Source organism: Mycobacterium vicinigordonae, assembly GCF_013466425.1.
Classification (GTDB): domain Bacteria; phylum Actinomycetota; class Actinomycetes; order Mycobacteriales; family Mycobacteriaceae; genus Mycobacterium; species Mycobacterium vicinigordonae.
On record NZ_CP059165.1, the window covers coordinates 3,283,396 to 3,301,014 of the forward strand.

The 17,619-nt window shown below is 66.9% G+C and carries 15 protein-coding genes and 2 pseudogenes; 11 read left to right on the plus strand and 6 right to left on the minus strand.

What is annotated here, in order from left to right:
• Positions 1-97 precede the first annotated feature (97 nt).
• Positions 98-1,018, minus strand: coding sequence for an LLM class F420-dependent oxidoreductase (locus tag H0P51_RS14780; RefSeq protein WP_180913571.1), 921 nt, complete (start codon positions 1,016-1,018; stop codon positions 98-100).
• 40 nt (positions 1,019-1,058) lie between these two features.
• Positions 1,059-1,736 (minus strand): SDR family oxidoreductase, encoded by a 678-nt coding sequence (locus tag H0P51_RS14785; RefSeq protein WP_180918985.1) that lies wholly within the window; start codon positions 1,734-1,736, stop codon positions 1,059-1,061.
• Between the two features lie 131 nt (positions 1,737-1,867).
• Here H0P51_RS14785 and modA point away from each other — a divergent pair, with 131 nt between their 5' ends.
• The 6 genes from modA to H0P51_RS14815 all read left to right on the plus strand — a co-directional run bounded on the left by modA (position 1,868) and on the right by H0P51_RS14815 (position 7,206).
• On the plus strand, positions 1,868-2,626 hold the full coding sequence (gene modA, locus H0P51_RS14790; RefSeq protein ID WP_180913572.1) for a molybdate ABC transporter substrate-binding protein: 759 nt from the start codon (positions 1,868-1,870) through the stop codon (positions 2,624-2,626).
• Between the two features lie 9 nt (positions 2,627-2,635).
• Positions 2,636-3,430: an ABC transporter permease gene (locus tag H0P51_RS14795; protein WP_180913573.1), complete on the plus strand. Its 795-nt coding sequence runs from the start codon at positions 2,636-2,638 to the stop codon at positions 3,428-3,430.
• Positions 3,431-3,436: 6 nt separating this feature from the next.
• Entirely contained in the window at positions 3,437-4,525 is a 1,089-nt protein-coding gene (locus tag H0P51_RS14800; RefSeq protein WP_180913574.1) for a sulfate/molybdate ABC transporter ATP-binding protein, read from the plus strand.
• 88 nt (positions 4,526-4,613) lie between these two features.
• Positions 4,614-5,732, plus strand: coding sequence for an alanine and proline-rich secreted protein Apa (locus H0P51_RS14805; protein ID WP_180913575.1), 1,119 nt, complete (start codon positions 4,614-4,616; stop codon positions 5,730-5,732).
• Positions 5,733-5,849: 117 nt separating this feature from the next.
• On the plus strand, positions 5,850-6,149 hold the full coding sequence (locus H0P51_RS14810) for a GlsB/YeaQ/YmgE family stress response membrane protein (RefSeq protein WP_180913576.1): 300 nt from the start codon (positions 5,850-5,852) through the stop codon (positions 6,147-6,149).
• Between the two features lie 31 nt (positions 6,150-6,180).
• Positions 6,181-7,206 (plus strand): zinc-binding alcohol dehydrogenase family protein, encoded by a 1,026-nt coding sequence (locus tag H0P51_RS14815; RefSeq protein ID WP_425488862.1) that lies wholly within the window; start codon positions 6,181-6,183, stop codon positions 7,204-7,206.
• A 3-nt stretch (positions 7,207-7,209) separates the two neighbouring features.
• Here H0P51_RS14815 and H0P51_RS14820 read toward each other — a convergent pair whose 3' ends face one another.
• From H0P51_RS14820 to H0P51_RS14835, 4 genes are read right to left on the minus strand one after another with little or no spacing between them, the layout of a single operon-like run.
• Complete coding sequence (locus H0P51_RS14820; protein WP_180913578.1) at positions 7,210-7,971, minus strand: CPBP family intramembrane glutamic endopeptidase; 762 nt, start codon at positions 7,969-7,971, stop codon at positions 7,210-7,212.
• A gap of 36 nt (positions 7,972-8,007) precedes the next feature.
• A complete protein-coding gene (locus H0P51_RS14825; RefSeq protein WP_180913579.1) occupies positions 8,008-8,679 on the minus strand; it encodes an MOSC domain-containing protein in 672 nt (223 codons plus the stop codon).
• Between the two features lie 44 nt (positions 8,680-8,723).
• Positions 8,724-11,123 carry a phosphoketolase family protein gene (locus tag H0P51_RS14830; RefSeq protein WP_180913580.1) on the minus strand — a complete coding sequence of 800 codons (2,400 nt, stop codon included), beginning with the start codon at positions 11,121-11,123 and terminating at the stop codon, positions 8,724-8,726.
• Between the two features lie 35 nt (positions 11,124-11,158).
• Complete coding sequence (locus H0P51_RS14835) at positions 11,159-12,016, minus strand: SDR family oxidoreductase (RefSeq protein WP_180913581.1); 858 nt, start codon at positions 12,014-12,016, stop codon at positions 11,159-11,161.
• 35 nt (positions 12,017-12,051) lie between these two features.
• Between H0P51_RS14835 and H0P51_RS14840 the strand changes: the two are divergent.
• From H0P51_RS14840 to H0P51_RS14860, 5 genes and pseudogenes are all read left to right on the plus strand, one after another.
• Positions 12,052-12,387, plus strand: a pseudogene (locus tag H0P51_RS14840) (GNAT family N-acetyltransferase); the annotation flags it as partial.
• Positions 12,388-12,449: 62 nt separating this feature from the next.
• A pseudogene (locus H0P51_RS14845) lies at positions 12,450-13,325 on the plus strand (cytochrome P450); the annotation flags it as partial.
• A 41-nt stretch (positions 13,326-13,366) separates the two neighbouring features.
• On the plus strand, positions 13,367-13,849 hold the full coding sequence (locus H0P51_RS14850) for an Rv2253/PknI dimerization domain-containing protein (RefSeq protein WP_246397968.1): 483 nt from the start codon (positions 13,367-13,369) through the stop codon (positions 13,847-13,849).
• Positions 13,850-13,919: 70 nt separating this feature from the next.
• Entirely contained in the window at positions 13,920-15,404 is a 1,485-nt protein-coding gene (locus H0P51_RS14855; protein ID WP_180913583.1) for an acetyl-CoA acetyltransferase, read from the plus strand.
• A gap of 113 nt (positions 15,405-15,517) precedes the next feature.
• The gene (locus tag H0P51_RS14860; RefSeq protein ID WP_180913584.1) at positions 15,518-17,617 is read left to right on the plus strand and encodes an NAD-dependent epimerase/dehydratase family protein; all 2,100 of its coding nucleotides are present in this window, start codon (positions 15,518-15,520) and stop codon (positions 17,615-17,617) included.
• The last annotated feature ends 2 nt before the right edge of the window (positions 17,618-17,619 follow it).

Below are 17,619 nucleotides of genomic sequence, written 5' to 3' on the forward strand. Positions count from 1 at the left end.
ATCGACCATTCCAAGCGTAGTCAACCGACTCCAACAAACCCAACTGCGAGCCTGTGCCCTTTGACACAGTCAGCGAAATACGCGTGTGCCGATACGGTTACCCGTCAAAGAGCGGTCGCAACACCTCGGCAGCCGCGGTGATTGTCCCGGGGATGTGGCCATTGGGCAGGTTGATTATCACTCCGCCCACACCGGCATCCAGGACTCTGGTCTGAACCTGCTCGGCGACGTCCGCGGGCCCGCCGATCGCGATGCGGGCGCTCATGTTCTCGGGAACCTGGTCCGCCTTGGCGTTCTCGTCGAGGATGACCGTCAGCATCAAGCTGGTTTCCAGGGTTGCGGGGTCGCGACCCACCTCTTCGCAACGGGCCTTGACCGCATCCATCTTGCGGGGCAGCTCGTCGAACGCGGCAACGATGTTGAGGTGATCGGCGTAGCGGGCGGCGAGTCGGAACGTCTTCTTCTCGCCGCTTCCCCCGATCAGGACGGGCACGCGGTCGCGGTAGCGCGGTTCCGCCATCGCCGACTCGGTGCGATACCAATCTCCGGTGAACGTGGGCCGTTCACCGGAGATCATCGGCTCCAAGATTTGCAGCGCCTCCTCGAGGCGGTTGAATCTGTCGGTGAAGGTGCCGAACTCGAATCCGAGCTCACGGTGTTCGAGTTCAAACCAACCGGTTCCGATGCCCAGCACCGCCCGGCCGGCGCTAACCACGTCCAGCGTGGTGATCACCTTGGCCAGCAGGGTGGGGTTGCGGTAGGTGTTTCCGGTGACCAGCGTGCCGAGTTGCAGCCGCTCGGTGGCGGTGGCCAGCGCGCCCAGCGCGGTGTAAGCCTCCAGCATCGGCTGATCAGGCGTGCCGATCATCGGCAGTTGGTAGAAGTGGTCCATCACGAAGAGCGAGTCGTAGCCAGCCGATTCTGCCTCGCGTGCCTGCGCAATGACGGTCGGGAACAGGCTTTCCACGCCCGTTCCGTAGGAGAAGTTGGGAATCTGGAATCCAAGCCGAATAGCCACGGTAACTACCGTAGCGATCGGTTTGAAAGGCCGAACAAACTCAGGCGAATTGAGCCAGTGCGCCGTGGCTGACGTGCAGCGTCTGCCCGGTGATGTGGCGAGCCGCGGGCGTGGTCAAGAACAGCGACAATCTGGCGATCTCCGCTGCGACGGGTGCGGGCGTGCGCGACAGGCCCTCGTAGCCCGCCTGCACGCTGCGACCGCATGCGACCGCGTTGACGGTGATTCCGCGGATGCCGTACACCTCGGCTTGGCCGCTGACCCAGTTGGACAGAGCGGCCTTGATCGCGGCGTCGACGCTACCGGTGGCCGGGTTTTCGGGTACCACCGTGATGATGTGTCCGCCCGAGCGCAGCAGCTCGCTGACACACTGCACGGTCAGCGCTACCGAGAGCACGGTGGCATCGAGCGTGCGGCGCCACGCGTTCGCAGTGTCGGACAACGAGTAGGTGCGCGGGTCGCCAGCGCCCCAGGTGGGCGCGGGAACGTGGACGATGGTGTCGAGGTGATGGGGGAACAAACTCCGCGCCTCTTGCAGGCTCGCGGGGTCGGTGGTGTCGCAGACTATGGCGTCGACGTCGAGTTCCTTTGCGACGACCTCGAGATCGCCACCACGGGCACCTACCAGGGTGACCTTGTGTCCATCCTCGCGGAAACGCTCCGCAACCGCGCGCCCAAGATCGGTGTCTGCGCCAGTGACCACTACCTCCACTGCCATGACCTCCTCGTGTTGGCAATTGCGGTTCATGTTACTGGACAGTAGCTATTCCACGAAACCTAGCGGCACCGCGACGCGCGGGCGAATTGGATAACTATTCAGTCGCACCCGCCCGGCATTACGTTGTACCGATGCGCCGCATCGGGTTCCTCACCGGATTGGTGACGTTATTGCTCGTCGGCGGAGTGGCAGCGTGTCACTCCAGTTCACCATCGGGCCGGTCGATCGTGGTGTTCGCAGCCGCCTCGCTGAACAAGGTGTTCACTCAGATCGGCGAGCGTTTCAAGGCCGACAACCCCGGGACAGACGTCAAGTTCAATTTTGCGGGATCATCCGACCTGTCCACCCAGCTCGTCGAGGGCGCGACCGCCGACGCCTTCGCCTCGGCGGATACCGCGCAGATGGACAAAGTCGCTAAAGCGGGGCTGCTGGCCTCGGATCCGGTCGCGTTCGCGGCCAACACATTGGTGATTGTGACCGCGCCGGGCAATCCCAAGCACGTTGCGTCCTTCGCCGACTTGGCCGCTCCGAGCCTCAACGTGGTCGTCTGCCAGCGCCCGGTGCCGTGCGGCGCCGCAACCGCGCGGGTCGAGGATTCCACTGGCACGCGGCTTCATCCGGTCAGCGAGGAACCTAGCGTCACCGACGCGCTCAACAAGGTCACCAGCGGACAGGCCGATGCGGCGCTCGTCTATATCACCGACGCGCGAACCGCCGGCTCGAAGGTAGCGACCGTCACGTTCCCCGAAGCTGCCGGCGCGGTGAACGTGTATCCCATCGCGACCCTGCGAAAGTCGCCGCAGTCCGAGCTGGCGCGCAAGTTCCTGGGGGTCGTCACCGGCGACGTCGGGCAGCAGATCCTGCGCGAAGCGGGCTTCGTCAAACCCTGACGGACTCTCGTGCACACGCCGACGGATCTGCCTCGCTGGGTCTACCTGCCCGCCGCGCTGGGGACGACGTTCGTGGGGCTTCCGCTGCTCGCGATCGCCGTGAGGGTCGATTGGCCACGGTTCTGGTCGTTGATCAGCAGCGATTCTTCGGCGGTGGCCTTGCTACTGAGCCTGAAGACAGCGACCGCCAGCACCGCTATGTGCGTCCTGCTGGGTGTGCCGATGGCACTGATGCTGGCTCGCAGCCGGCTGCGGGTGGTGCGGCTGGTGAGGCCGTTGATTTTGCTGCCGCTGGTGCTGCCGCCGGTGGTCGGCGGCATCGCCCTGCTCTACGCGTTCGGCCGGCTCGGTCTGCTGGGCCGCTACCTGGAGGCCGCCGGAGTCAGCATTGCCTTCAGCACCACTGCTGTGGTGATGGCGCAGACATTCGTTTCGCTGCCCTTCCTGGTGATCTCGCTGGAAGGCGCCGCGCGCACTGCCGGAGCCGACTACGAGGTGGTGGCAGCGACATTGGGTGCCCGACCCACCCGGATCTGGTGGCGAGTCACTTTGCCGCTGCTCTTGCCGGGGCTGGTGTCGGGGGCGGTGCTGGCCTTCGCCCGTTCGCTGGGAGAGTTTGGGGCCACGTTGACGTTTGCCGGGTCGTTGCAGGGAGTCACCCGCACGTTACCGCTCGAGATCTATGTGCAGCGCGTTAATGACCCGCAAGCCGCGGTGGCACTGTCGCTTCTACTGGTGGGGGTAGCGGCGCTGGTGGTGCTGGGGCTGGGCGCACGCCGGTTGGCCGGGTCGGTCTCAAAGTAGCTGGCAATGAGTGATCTGGAGCTGCGCGCGGTAGTGGCCGACCGTATGGTCGACGTCGATTTCGCGGTGGCCGCCGGCGAAGTCCTGGCCGTACTGGGACCCAACGGGGCGGGAAAGTCCACCGCGTTGCACGTCATCGCCGGCCTGATCCGACCCGATGCCGGGCTGGTGCGGTTGGGGGATCGGGTGCTCACCGACACAGCAGCCAAGGTGGAGGTCGCTACGCACGACCGGAGGGTCGGGCTGCTGCTGCAGGATCCGCTTCTGTTTCCCCACCTGAGTGTGGCCGCCAACGTCGCGTTCGGGCCGCGCAGCCGTCGCGGCATGTCGCGATCCGGCAATACTCGAGAATCTGCATTGCGCTGGCTGAGCGAGGTGGGGGCCGAGTCGCTGGCCAACCGCAAGCCCCGGCAGTTGTCCGGCGGGCAGGCCCAGCGCGTCGCGATCGCGCGGGCGCTCGCCGCCGAACCTCAAGCTCTGCTGCTCGACGAGCCGTTGACTGGCCTCGATGTGGCGGCGGCCGCCGCGGTTCGTGCGGTCCTGCGGGAGGTGGTCGCCCGCAGCGGTTGCGCAGTCATCCTGATCACCCACGACCTGCTCGACGTGCTCACGCTGGCCGACCGGGTGCTGGTTCTGGAGTCGGGTCGGGTCTGCGAGGTCGGGCCCGCCGCTGAAGTGCTGGCCGCACCAACAAGCAATTTCGGGGCCCGGATCGCCGGCGTCAACCTGGTTAGCGGAACGGTGGGCACCGACGGCGCCCTGCACACACCGGCCGGACAGATCTGGCACGGTTCGGGCTCGGGTGTGACCAGCGGCGATGCCGCGGTAGCAGTTTTCGGGCCATCGAGCGTGGCGGTGTTCCCGTCGCCGCCACACGGCAGCCCACGCAACGCCGTCGAGGTGACGGTGTCCGGGCTGGAAACCCGCGGCCCGACCGTCCTGGTACGTGGCGCAGACCAGCCTGACGGCGCGCCCGGGTTGGCCGCCAGCATCACCGGGCAGGCCGCAGCAGAATTGCAGCTCACGCCGGGTAGGCGGGTGTGGTTCGGCGTCAAGGCCCATGAGGTGGCGCTGCACCCCCGCCGCCGAGGATGAGCGAATGGTGAATGAACTGGCGAGACATACCTATTCGAATGGGCAGGTCTTCCTTGCTTCACAGCGCTAACACGGTAGGTTCGTCGCCATGCATCAGGTGGACCCATACCCGACCCGCCGCAAGGGATTGTGGGCGTCGCTGGCGATCGCCGCGGCGACCAGCGCCAGCGTCGTGACCATTGCGTTGCCGGCAGCGTCCAGCGCCGATCCGGAGACCCCGACACCCGTACCTGCGCCTGGCGCACCAGCCCCGGCTTCCCCGGCACCGGCCAATCCGGCGAACCCCGCAAACCCGGCAAATCCGGCGAACCCCGCAAACCCGGCAAATCCGGCGAACCCCGCAAATCCGGCCAACCCCGCCAATCCGGCCAACCCCGCGCCGAACGCTCAGCCCGGCGATCCAGCTGCGGCACCGCCCCCGGTGGACCCGAACGCGCCACCGCCCGACCCGAACGCGCCGGAACCCGGACGGGTGACCAACGCCGTCGGTGGGTTCAGCTTTGTTGTGCCGCCGGGCTGGGTGGAATCCGACGCGTCCCACCTGGACTACGGTTCGGCCCTGCTCAGCAAGACGGCCGGTGACGCGCCGATGCCCGGTCAGCCTCCCGCGATCGCCAACGACACCCGAATTGTGCTGGGACGACTAGACCAGAAGCTCTATGCCAGCGCCGAAACCACCAACCCGAAGGCCGCCGTCCGGCTCGGCTCGGACATGGGCGAGTTCTTCATGCCCTACCCGGGCACGCGAATCAACCAGGAGACGGTTCCGCTCAACGCCAATGGCATCTCGGGGAGCGCGTCGTATTACGAGGTGAAGTTCAGCGATGCCAACAAGCCGGTCGGGCAGATCTGGACCGGTGTCGTGGGGACCGCTGCAGGCGCCACGCCGCCGACCGGCCCGCCGCAGCGCTGGTTCGTGGTATGGCTGGGCACGTCTAACAACCCGATAGACAAGAATGCCGCGAAGGCGCTGGCTGAGTCGATTCGACCCTGGTCGGCCCCGGCACCAGAAGGGGCTCCGGGTGCGCCCGCAGTGGCTCCCGAACCCGGTGCCCCGGCGGCTCCGGCGCCCGCCGCTCCCGCGCCGGCGGCTCCCGCCCCTGCCGCTCCGGCGCCGGCGGCTCCCGCCCCTGCCGCTCCGGCGCCAGCTCAGGCTCCGGCCGCCGGAACCTCAACAGAGGCGCCACAGCGCAGCCAACCAGCCTGACGATATGAACCCGGGTGTCGGCCGAAACGACACTCGATTCGTTACGCAGAAGGGGTATACCGGGATCACGGTCCGGCACATGGGCTGGGCTGCCCAGTAATTACAAGGAGACCCCTCATGGACGTTCTGGCAGCTACCGAGTATTTGGCTCGCTCATCAACTCTGACCAGTGTTGGTGTCGTCGGCTACATCATCATCGGCGCGCTTGCGGGCTGGATCGCCGGCAAGATTGTCAAGGGCGGCGGATCCGGCATTTTGATGAACATCGTGATCGGTGTCGTCGGAGCGCTGATCGGCGGTTTTCTGCTGAGCTTCGCCTTCGACACCGCTTCGGGCGGCTGGTGGTTCACCTTCTTCACCGCGATCCTGGGTTCCGTGATCCTGCTGTGGGTCGTCGGGTTGGTGCAACGCCGCTGACCAGGCAGCCTCGTGGCGGCATGATGGGATGATGCCCGAACCGACGCCATCCTCGATGACCGCGTGGCAGGTACGCCGGCCCGGCCCGATGCAGACCAAGCCGCTGGAGCAAGTCAGCGTCGAGGTCCCCCGGCCCGGGCCGGCTGACCTGCTGGTACGCGTTCTGGCGTGCGGGGTGTGCCGCACCGACCTGCACGTCACTGAGGGAGACCTGGCGGTCCACCGCCAGCGGGTCACACCGGGCCACGAGGTGGTGGGAGAGGTCGTCGACGTCGGCCCCGACGCCGGTAACGACTTCAAGGTGGGGGACCGGGTCGGCATCGCCTGGTTGCGCCACACCTGCGGGGAATGCAAATACTGCCGCCGAGGGGACGAGAATCTGTGTCCACAGTCCCGCTACACCGGCTGGGATGCCGACGGTGGTTATGCCGAATTCGCCACCGTGCCAGCCAATTTCGCACATCACCTGCCGGCCGGCTACAGCGACACCGAGCTGGCGCCGTTGCTGTGCGCCGGCATCATCGGCTACCGATCACTGCTGCGCGCGCAGTTACCGCCCGGCGGGAGGCTTGGGCTATATGGGTTCGGCGGCAGCGCCCACATCACCGCCCAGGTCGCACTGGCGCAAGGGGCTGAGGTCCATGTGATGACACGTGGGGCCGAGGCGCGCGAGCTAGCACTGGCGCTGGGCGCGGCTTCCGCGCAAGGAGCCGCCGATCCACCGCCGGTGCCACTGGACGCCGCGATCCTGTTCGCGCCGGTGGGCGATCTGGTGCTGCCGGCGCTCGAGGCACTCGATCGCGGCGGCACGTTGTCGGTGGCCGGTATCCATTTGAGCGACATCCCGTCACTCAATTACCAACGGCATCTGTTCCAGGAGCGGCAAATCCGGTCCGTAACCTCGAACACCCGCGCCGACGCGCGCGCGTTCCTGGATTTCGCGGCGCATCATCACATCGAGGTCACGACACCGGAGTATCCGCTCGAGAGTGCCGATCGAGCGCTCGAGGATCTCAGTTCCGGCCGAATCGCCGGCGCCGCCGTGCTGCTGGTGTGATCGTCAGCTCGACAAGTGCCAGACCAGCGCGGCGGCCAGCGCGCCCATCCCGTTGAGCGACCAATGCAGCGCGATCGGCGCGATCAGGCTGCCGCTGCGCCGCCGCAGCCAGCTGAAGATGAAACCTGCTGCACCGGTCGCAAATACCGCCATCGTCACGCCTGCCATCATGCCGAAGACGCCACCACCGAACAGGTGGGTGAAACCGATGTTGTTGCTGGTCAAGCCCAACGATGTAGCGATGTGCCACAACCCGAACAGCAGCGATCCAGCCAGCGCCACCCCGCGGAATCCCCAGGCCCGGTCCAGCGCACCGTGCAGCACGCCGCGGAAGGCGAGCTCCTCAGGGATTACGGTCTGCAGCGGGATGATCACCATCGAGGCGATCAGCGCGCCGGAGACGGTCGCATAGTGGTTGTTCAGGAACATCGGCCGGGTTACGGGCAGCAGCACACCGATCGCGATGACCGACAGCACGAGGGCTACGGCGGCCAGCGCGTAACCCATGCCGGATTTCCAGTGCTCGCGGCCCAGGCCGAGTTCGGCCCAGCCCAGACCACGCCAGCGGACCAGGACCACCAGGCCCACGGCGGCAGCGGGGACCGTCGCGATGCCGGCCCAGGGAGTGGTGAAGTGCGCGACTAGGTTGGTGGTCACCAGCACCGCGACGACGACGGCGATGTCCACGTAGAGACGAAGCCGGTTGCGCTGCGGAACCGCCGGGGCATCGCACTGACCGTCCTGTCCTAACGCCTGACTCCGCACCGGGCTGATTCTACCTGCGATGGGCTAGGCGCCCGCTCAGTTCGCTTGCGGCGAACGGCGCCGCGCCAGTGCCTTCAGCTCGGTCGACAACGCATCGGCGACCAGCAATTGGGGGAGCAACTCGGGCGCGGTCATCTTCGCGCGAAAAGCCAGAGCAACCGTGACGTCGTGATCAGGCCGGTGGGTGATGCGGATCCGGTCGCCGGCGTGCAGGGTTCCGGGTTCGATAACCCGAAGGTAGGCACCGGGTTTGCCGGCCTGCGTGAACGTCTTGATCCACTGGTTGACGCTCAGGAACGCCGCGAAAGTGCGGCATGGGGTCCTGGGTGCGCAGACTTCCAGCAGCAAGCCGTGCGAGCCGACCTGCCAACGTTCGCCGATCAGCGCGCTGGTCACGTCGACGCCCTGGGTGGTCAGGTTTTCGCCGAACATCCCGTCGTTGATTTCGCGCTGCAGCTGGGTCTGCCAGCAGTCCAGGTCTTCGCGGGCGTAGGCGTAGACGGCCTGGTCGTCGCCGCCGTGCAGGTTCCGGTTGCCGATCGTGTCACCGACCAGGCCGCTGCCTAACCCACCCCGCATAGGCCCGGGTGCGCGGACTTCGACAGGACCCGTCGTAGGCAATTTGTCGATTCCGGTCAGCCGGGAAGACGCGCGTGGATCCGGATTGCGACGGGGCCGCGCCACGTTGACAGACAAGACCTTCGGCACGGGCCCAGGTTAGCGTCGCGCACCCCACCCGTCACCCTTACGGGCTACTCGCCAGAGCCCCAGGTCCAGCCGCTGATCTGCGGGTCGTCCTCACCGTGCTCGCGGGTGTAGCGGCGGGCAGACAAGCGCGCGTCGACCATCCGCTGGCGGAGTTCGGCGGCCCGGCTGGCCAGTCCGTCGACCCGGTCGATCACGTCGATCACCAGGTGAAATCGGTCCAGGTCGTTGAGCATGACCATGTCGAACGGGGTCGTTGTGGTGCCGCGCTCCTTGAAACCACGCACGTGCAGCTCGGCGTGGTTGGTCCGGCGGTAGGTGAGTCGGTGAATCAGCCACGGATAGCCGTGGTACGCGAAGATGACCGGCTTGTCCGATGTGAACAGGGCGTCGAATTCCTTGTCCGGCAGGCCGTGCGGGTGCTCAGCTTCTGGCTGGAGGCGCATCAGGTCCACCACGTTGACCACCCGCACCTGCAACTCCGGCAGCTCGTGGCGCAAGATGTCGGCGGCCGCCAAGGTCTCCAAGGTTGGGATGTCGCCGGCGCAGGCCAGCACCACGTCGGGCTCACCGACAGCCGTACTGGCCCATTGCCAGATCCCCAGGCCCCGCGTGCAGTGCAGGATCGCCTCGTCCATCGACAGATAGGACAGCGCGGGCTGCTTGCCGGCCACGATCACGTTGATGTAGTCGCGGCTGCGCAGGCAGTGATCGGCCACCGACAGCAGCGTGTTCCCGTCCGGTGGCAGGTACACCCGCACCACCTCGGCGCGCTTGTTGGCCACCAGATCGATGAACCCCGGGTCCTGGTGCGACGCCCCATTGTGGTCCTGACGCCACACGTGTGAGCTCAGCAGGTAATTCAGCGACGCAATCGGCCGGCGCCACGGCAGCTCACGGCTGGTGGACAACCACTTAGCGTGCTGGTTGAACATCGAGTCGACGATGTGCACGAACGCCTCGTAGCAGTTGAACAGCCCGTGCCGGCCCGTCAGCAGATAGCCCTCCAACCAGCCTTGGCACAGGTGCTCGGACAGCACCTCCATCACCCGGCCGTTGGGCGCGAGGTGGGTTCCCGCATCCTCGTCTGGGTCGGTTCGGGACAGCCACACCTTGTCGGTGGACTCGAACACCGCGCCCAGCCGGTTGGAGGCGGTTTCGTCGGGTCCCATCAGCCGGAACCGGTCCAGGTTGCGCGTAATCACGTCGCGCAGGAAGGTGCCCAGCACCCGGGTAGCTTCGTGGGTCGCGGTCGCTGGCCGCTCGACGGGCACCGCGTAGTCGCGGAAGTCCGGCAGATCCAGATCGTGCAACAGCAACCCGCCATTGGCGTGTGGATTGGCACTCATCCGCCGATCACCTTGCGGCGCAATAGCTTTCAAATCCGTACACAGAGCGCCGTCGGCGTCGAACAACTCGGCCGGACGGTAGCTGCGCAGCCACTCTTCCAGCTGCGCGCGATGCTCGGGGTTTTCGTGGGTGCCTGCCAGCGGCACCTGGTGGGCCCGCCACGTGCCCTCGACCTGCTGGCCGTCGACGACCTTCGGTCCGGTCCAGCCCTTGGGGGTACGCAGCACGATCATCGGCCAGACCGGCCGCTCGGTCCGCTCACCGGCACGCGCCCGCCGCTGGATGGCGGCGATGTCATCGAACGCGTCGTCCAGCGCCGCGGCCAGCCGCTGGTGCACATCGGCGGGATCGTCGCCGGCGACCATGATCGGGCGGTAGCCGTAGCCGCGCATCAGCGCCTCGAGCTCGGCTTCCGGAATGCGGGCCAGCACCGTCGGGTTCGCGATCTTGTAGCCGTTGAGATGCAGGATCGGCAGCACCGCGCCGTCGACGGCCGGGTTGAGGAACTTGTTGGAATGCCAGCCGGCGGCCAGCGGCCCCGTCTCGGCCTCTCCGTCACCGACGACGCAGGCCACCACCAAATCGGGGTTGTCGAAGGCGGCGCCGAAGGCGTGCACCAGCGCGTACCCGAGTTCGCCGCCCTCGTGGATCGATCCCGGCGTCTGGGCCGCAACGTGGCTGGGGATGCCGCCGGGAAAGGAAAACTGCCGGAATAGCTTGCGCAGCCCCTCGGTGTCTTCCTCGACGCCGGTGTAGACCTCGCTGTAGGTGCCTTCGAGGTAGGCGTTGGCCACCAGGCCGGGGCCGCCGTGTCCGGGGCCGGTGATGTAGATGACGTTGGCGTCGCGGTTGCGGATGATCCGGTTGAGGTGGACGTAGAGCAGGTTGAGTCCGGGCGTGGTGCCCCAGTGGCCCAACAGCCGGGGCTTGACGTGCTCGGCGGCCAGTGGTTCGGCTAGCAGTGGGTTGTCCAGCAGGTAGATCTGGCCCACCGAAAGGTAGTTCGCGGCTCGCCAGTAGGCGTCGATGAGGGCCAGTTCGTCATCGTTGAGGATCGCGGGCGCCGTCTTTGTCTTTGTTGCGGTTTCTGGGCTCATTGAGCCGATTGTGCGCGAAGTCGGCGAACTCCGCTTTACGTGTCCTGCTCTTCGCCGCGGGCGCGGGCCTCGTAGGCGCGGCGCTTTTCGACGTCGACGTCCTCGGTGAAGACGTGTTCGGCGCCGACCAGCCGGTTAAGCCCCTCGGCCACGCGGCGCGGCCAGAATTTCTGCGATACAACCATGGCGCCGGCCGCCTTTGTGACCCGCACCCGCGGCTTAGGGCGGGCCACCAACCCGACGATCGCGCCGGCGATCTCGGTCGGCTCGGCGTTGCGGAATCCCTTCATTCCCGGTGTGCCGGCAACCAATTCGGTGTTGACGAAGGTCGGTAGCACCGCCGAGAAGTGCACGCCCGCCGACCGGTACTCCAGCCGCGCCGAATCGGTGAAGCCCAACACCGCATGCTTGCTGGCCACGTAGCTGGCCAGACCGACGATGTGCAGTTCTCCGGCCAGCGAGGCGACGTTGATGACGTGCCCGCGCCGGCGGGGCACCATGCGCTGAGCGGCCAGCTTGCTGCCCAGGATCACCCCGTAGACGTTGATATCCAGGATGCGGCGGGTGACGGCGTCCGGCTCGTCGATGATCCGGCCGACCGGCATGATGCCCGCATTGTTGATCAGCACATCGATCGGTCCGAGCTGGCGTTCCACCTGGTCGAGGAAGTCCGAGAATGAGGCCGGGTCGGTGACGTCGAGCTTGCCGTAGACCTCGAGGCCGAGCTCGGCGCCGGACTCCTTGACCGCGGTCTCGTCAACGTCGCCGATGGCAACCTTGGCCCCCAGTTTGTGTAAGGCGGTTGCCGTCGCCAGCCCGATGCCCCGGGCGCCCCCCGTTATGACGATGATTTTGCCGCCAACTTTGGCGGCAACCGATGCCGTGTCTGCCATGCCGGATACGTTATGCCGCCGGATACTGGCCAACAATGACCGAGGTGCGACCCGCCGTCCCCGAAGACGCCGACGAGGTGGCCCGCCTGCATGTGCGGGCGTGGAAATCGGCCTACCGGGGCTTGATCGACCAGGCCTATCTGGACAGCCTCACTCCGGAGGCGCGGGCCCGTCGATACGCCTTCGGCCAGCCCGGCATTCGGATACCCCTCACCCTGGTTGCCATTCGCGACGCCGCCATCTGCGGCTTTGCCACCGCCGGTCTATGCGGAGACCAGGACGCGGCGAATCTCGGTGAGCTGATGGCGATTTATGTCGACCCAACCCTCCTGGGCACCGGGGTCGGGCCATTGCTGATCCGTGCCGTCCGCGACAGGTTGCGGGGCCTCGGGGTCCCCGGCGCCGTCCTTTGGGTGCTGGCGGTGAACACCCCCTGGCCGATCAGCAGCTGGACGAGTTCGTCAGCAACGGCAAATGCGAATTCCTCGACGCTTATTCCAAACCGTATGCGTTGTTGGCGGTCGCCAATCTACTGGGCGTCCCTGAGAATGATCACAGAGAATTCCGTGCTGCACTGGCGAATTCGCACACCGCCGGCAACCTGGACCACGATCCCGCGGCGATCAATCCGCTCGAATTTCTCGACGAGAAGTTCAACCACTACGTCGAAAGCCGGCGCCGGGAACCACGTGAGGACGTACTGAGCGATCTGGCGGCCGCCACCTATCCGGACGGCTCGACGCCACCGGTGGTCGAAGTGGTGCGCGCTGCCACCTTCCTCTTCGGCGCCGGGCAGGAGACCACCGCCAAATTGCTTGGTGCGGCCTTGCGGATTCTTTGCGAGCAACCGGATCTGCAGCAGGCACTGCGTGACGATCGCAGTCTGATTCCCTCCTTCGTTGAGGAAACGCTGCGAATGGAGGCCCCGGTGAAGACCGCTTTCCGGTTGGCGCGCAAGTCGACCCGGGTGGGGGACGTCGACATTCCGGCCGGCACCACGGTCATGGTCTGCCCAGGGGCCATCAACCGAGATCCCGACCGTTTCCCAAAGCCGCACGAATTCCGGCTCGACCGCAACAACGTTCGCGAGCACATCGCATTCGCCCGTGGTGTACACAGCTGTCCGGGCGCGCCTCTGGCGCGGGTCGAAGGCCGGGTCTCGCTGGAGCGCATCCTGGACCGCATGGGCGATATCCGCCTCGACGAGGAAAAGCACGGACCGGCCGGTGACCGGCACTACAGCTACGCACCGACCTACATCCTGCGTGGCCTCAACGAGCTACACCTTCGATTCACACCCATCACTTAGGGACCGCGATGCGGCGTATCACATCGGCTTTGATTTCGGGCATGGCACTGGTCATTTCCAGCACAACAACTGCCCCTGCCGCAGGAGCGTCCGGTGACGGCTGGGGGATCAACGGAACCTTCCAGGCGACGTCGATCGGCGACTGGGCGAAAACGAACGACATATTCCACGACGAACCGACAGTGCAGAGCATATGGACGATCAGCACTGCGTGCAGTACGCCGCTCGAGCGCACCGGACGGGTCACCAGTGACATGGGGTGGAGCGCGGACGTCGCGCTGCACGGTAGCGAGTACGTGGTCAAACGCGACATCGCCAACTGGGAGCCCTGCCCGGACGGCGCCTCGCGCACCGGACATCAGATCTATAGGTTTTATCCGGTCGATGAAAAGGGTTGGGTAGCATTCAATTCCGGCTCGCGCATTCTTGCCGGCGTGGACCTAACCGCGGGTGATAGCGGCGCCTGCGGCGTCAACAAAGCGTTGGTGATTACGCTGCCGTTCCGGCTGGAGAAGCTGAGCTGAGACACGGGCTCCCGCGCTGGTCCCACGTGGCGCACGGGACCGGCCGAAACGGTCGCGATAGGTTCGATCAATGCCCGTGGAGCCCAGAACGCCGGTTTTGATCGGCTACGGCCAGGTCAATCACCGCGAAGACATCGACCTCGATCAGCCCTGTATCGAACCCGCCGACCTGATGGTCTCCGCGACCCGGCAGGCGGCCGATTCCCGGGTGATCGAAGCCGTCGACTCCATTCGGGTGGTGCAGATCCTCTCGGCGCACTACCGCAACCCCGGCCGGCTGCTCGGCCAGCGTCTCGGCCTGGCCGACTTCACCGCGTTGTACAGCCCGGTGGGCGGCAACACCCCACAGTCGCTGGTCAACCAGGCGTGCCTGGACATTCAGGCCGGCCGCGCGAACGTGGTGCTGATATCCGGCGCCGAAACCTGGCGCACCCGCACCGGCCTGAAGAAGCGGGGCCGCCGGCTGGTGTGGACCGAGCAGGACAACTCGGTGCCGGTGCCGCCGATTGCCGGTGCGGACGTGCCCATGGCCGGCGACGCCGAGATACGGATCAAGCTGGACCGGCCAGCCTTCGTGTACCCGATCTTCGAGCAGGCGCTGCGGATCGCCGGCGAGGAATCCATCGAACACCACGCCCAACGCGTCAGCGAGCTGTGGGCACGATTCAACGCCGTGGCCGTCGACAATCCCAACGCCTGGATACGCCGCCCCCTCAGCGCCGAGGAGATCCGCCGGCCCGGCCCACAGAACCGAATGATCAGCTGGCCGTACACCAAGCTGATGAACTCCAACAACATGGTCGACCAGGGTGCATCGCTGATCCTCACTTCGGTCGAGCAGGCCCGGCGGCTGGGGGTACCGACCGAGCGCTGGGTCTATCCGCAGGCCGGCACCGATGCGCACGACACACCCGCGGTCGCCGAGCGGGCCGAATTGCACCGTTCACCAGCGATCCGGATCGGCGGGGCGCGGGCCTTGGAACTGGCCGGCATAGGCATCGATGACGTCCACTACGTCGACTTGTACTCCTGCTTCCCGTCCGCGGTCCAGGTCGCCGCCAACGAACTCGGCCTGGCGATCGACGATCCGGCCCGCCCATTGACCGTCACCGGCGGGCTGACCTTCGCCGGCGGCCCGTGGAACAACTACGTGACGCATTCCATCGCGACCATGGCCGAACTGCTGACCGCTAACCCCGGTCGGCGCGGCCTGATCACCGCCAACGGCGGCTTCCTGACCAAACACAGCTTTGGCTTGTACTGCACCGAACCGCCGAAACGATTCGTCTGGGAGGATGTACAGCCGGTGGTGGACCGCAAGCCGACCACCATGGGGCTGGTCGACTGGGAGGGAGTGGGGACCGTGGAAGCCTGGACGACGCCGTTCGACCGGGACGGGCAGCCCGAGAAAGCGTTCCTGGCGGTGCGCACGCCGGAAGGCGCGCGCGCATTGGCCGTGATCACCGATCCGGCAGCCGCCGCCGCGACTGTGCAGGAGGACATCGCCGGGGTGAAGGTCGCCGTCGCTGCCGATGGCATCGCGACCCTGCGGTAACCGTCACGAACGACGTAACCGCAGTTCAAGGGTCACGTTAGAGACTCAAAACTGCGCAACCGGGGCCGTCGTGCCTATTGTCATGGGGTAGACGTTGGGGGAGGTGAGGCCACGTGCACGTGCTACTTACCGACGCCGCAGGCACTGTCGGGCGGTTGGTCGCACGTCAGCTGATCGCCGCCGGGCACACGGTCAGCGGTATCGGCCCGCGCCCGCACCAGTGCCTGGATCCCGACGTCGAGTTCGTCAGCGCTGCGCTGCACAATCCGGTCCTGGTGGATCTGGCTGCCGAAGCCGACGTGGTGATTCACCTGGCCGCGGTCGACGTCACCGCGCCCGGCGGTGCCGGTTCGACGGGCGTCGCACATGTGGCGAATGCGGCGGCCCGGGCGGGTGCGCGGCTGCTGTTCGTGTCCCAGGCGGCCGGGCCGGCCGAGCTGTACCGGCCCGCCGAGACGCTGGTGGCCACCGGGTGGGCACCGAGCCTGATCGTTCGGATAGCGCCACCGGTGGGCCGCCAGCTGGACTGGATGGTGTGCCGCACGGTGGCAACGCTGATGCGCAGCAAGGTCTCGGCCCTGCCGATGCGGGTGCTGCACCTTGACGACCTGGTTCGCTTCCTGGTGCTCGCGGTCGGCACCGACCGCACCGGCGTGGTAGACCTGGCCACCCCCGACACCACCAACGTGATCACCGCCTGGCGGTTGATCCGGGCCGTCGAGCCGCGCTTGCGGCTGCACGGAGTGCGTAGCTGGGACAAGCTGATACCAGAGATGGATATTGCTGTTGCACAAGAGGATTGGAGCTTCGAATACGGTTGGGGCGCGCTGGAGGCGATGGTGGATACCGGGCGCGGGCTCAAAGGCCGCAGGATCGAGCCCGCCGGCGCCATTCCCGGGTCGGGCCAACTACCGTTACCGGTGGAGGCGCCGCCGCGGGTGGGTCCGGCCGACGGCGCACCGCTGCGCAGCGCCGCCCCCGACGGGTTGGAGGGCGAATTCGACGACCGGATCGACCCACGGTTCCCGGTGTTCAGCGCGTCCGGCCTGTCCGCAGCGCTGCCGGGCCCCCTGACGCCCATCACGCTGGACGTGCAACTTGGCGGGCTGCGCGCGGCCGGTCAGGCGATGGGTCGGGTACTCGCGTTGGGTGATGTCGTCGCCGAGGAGTGGGCGAGCAGGGCGATCGCAGTGTTCGGACACCGACCCTATGTCGGGGTGTCGGCCAACATCGTCGCCGCAACCCAGCTGCCAGGCTGGGACGAGGACGCCATCACCCAGCACACCCTGCACAACCAGCCGCAGGTCGGCGACCTGCTGCCGCTAGGCCCACCCCAGCGAACGAGCGGCCCGCGTGGATCCGTGGCCAAGGTGGTAGTGACCGCGCGCTCGCTGGCGCTGCTGCGTCACCTGCGACCCGACACCCAGGATTACGTCGCCGCGGCTGCCGCCGAGCACCTCGAAGCCGCGGAACTGGAGTCCTTGAGCGACGCGGCCCTGGGTGTTCGGTTGCAGTTGCTGCGGGATCGGATCCAGCAGGGCTGGATCTTGACCGGGCTGTGGGTCATCGACACCGGCGTCACGGCGGCCACGCTGGGACACACCCGTGCGGGATCAAGCGTCTACGGCGTCGGAGTGATCATGGAAAGCGGTCGCATCGCAGATGAGTGCGCCGGGCTGGCCACCATTCTGCGCGCGGACCCGCCGCTATGCGCGCTGGCCCGCCAAGGGAATGTCGGCAGCATCCGCGCGCTGTCCCCGCGCGCCGCGACCGCACTCGAGACTGCCGTAACCCACCTCGGACACCGCGGCCCCGCCGAAGCCGAATTGGCCAGCCCCACGTTCGCCGACGACCCCGGGCTGCTGCTGGCGGCCGCCGCGGAGATCGCCGAGGCCGGCGCGGCACCCGAACCGCCTGGCACGTTGTCTCAGCGGTTGGCCGACAGCGCCCGCAGCTCACGCGAACTTGCGCATGACACCACCATCCGGTTCACCCACGAACTTCGGATGACGTTGCGAGAACTGGGCTCTCGTCTTGCGCAGGCGGATCTAATCGACGTCGTCGACGACGCCTGCTATCTGCTGTGCGACGAACTCGTCACCGTTCCGAGCGACGCGCGGTTGCGGGTCAAGCGCCGGCGCGCCGAGCGGGAACGCCTGCAGGCGCAACACCCGCCCGACGTGATCGACCACACCTGGAACCCCGGCGGCTAGCG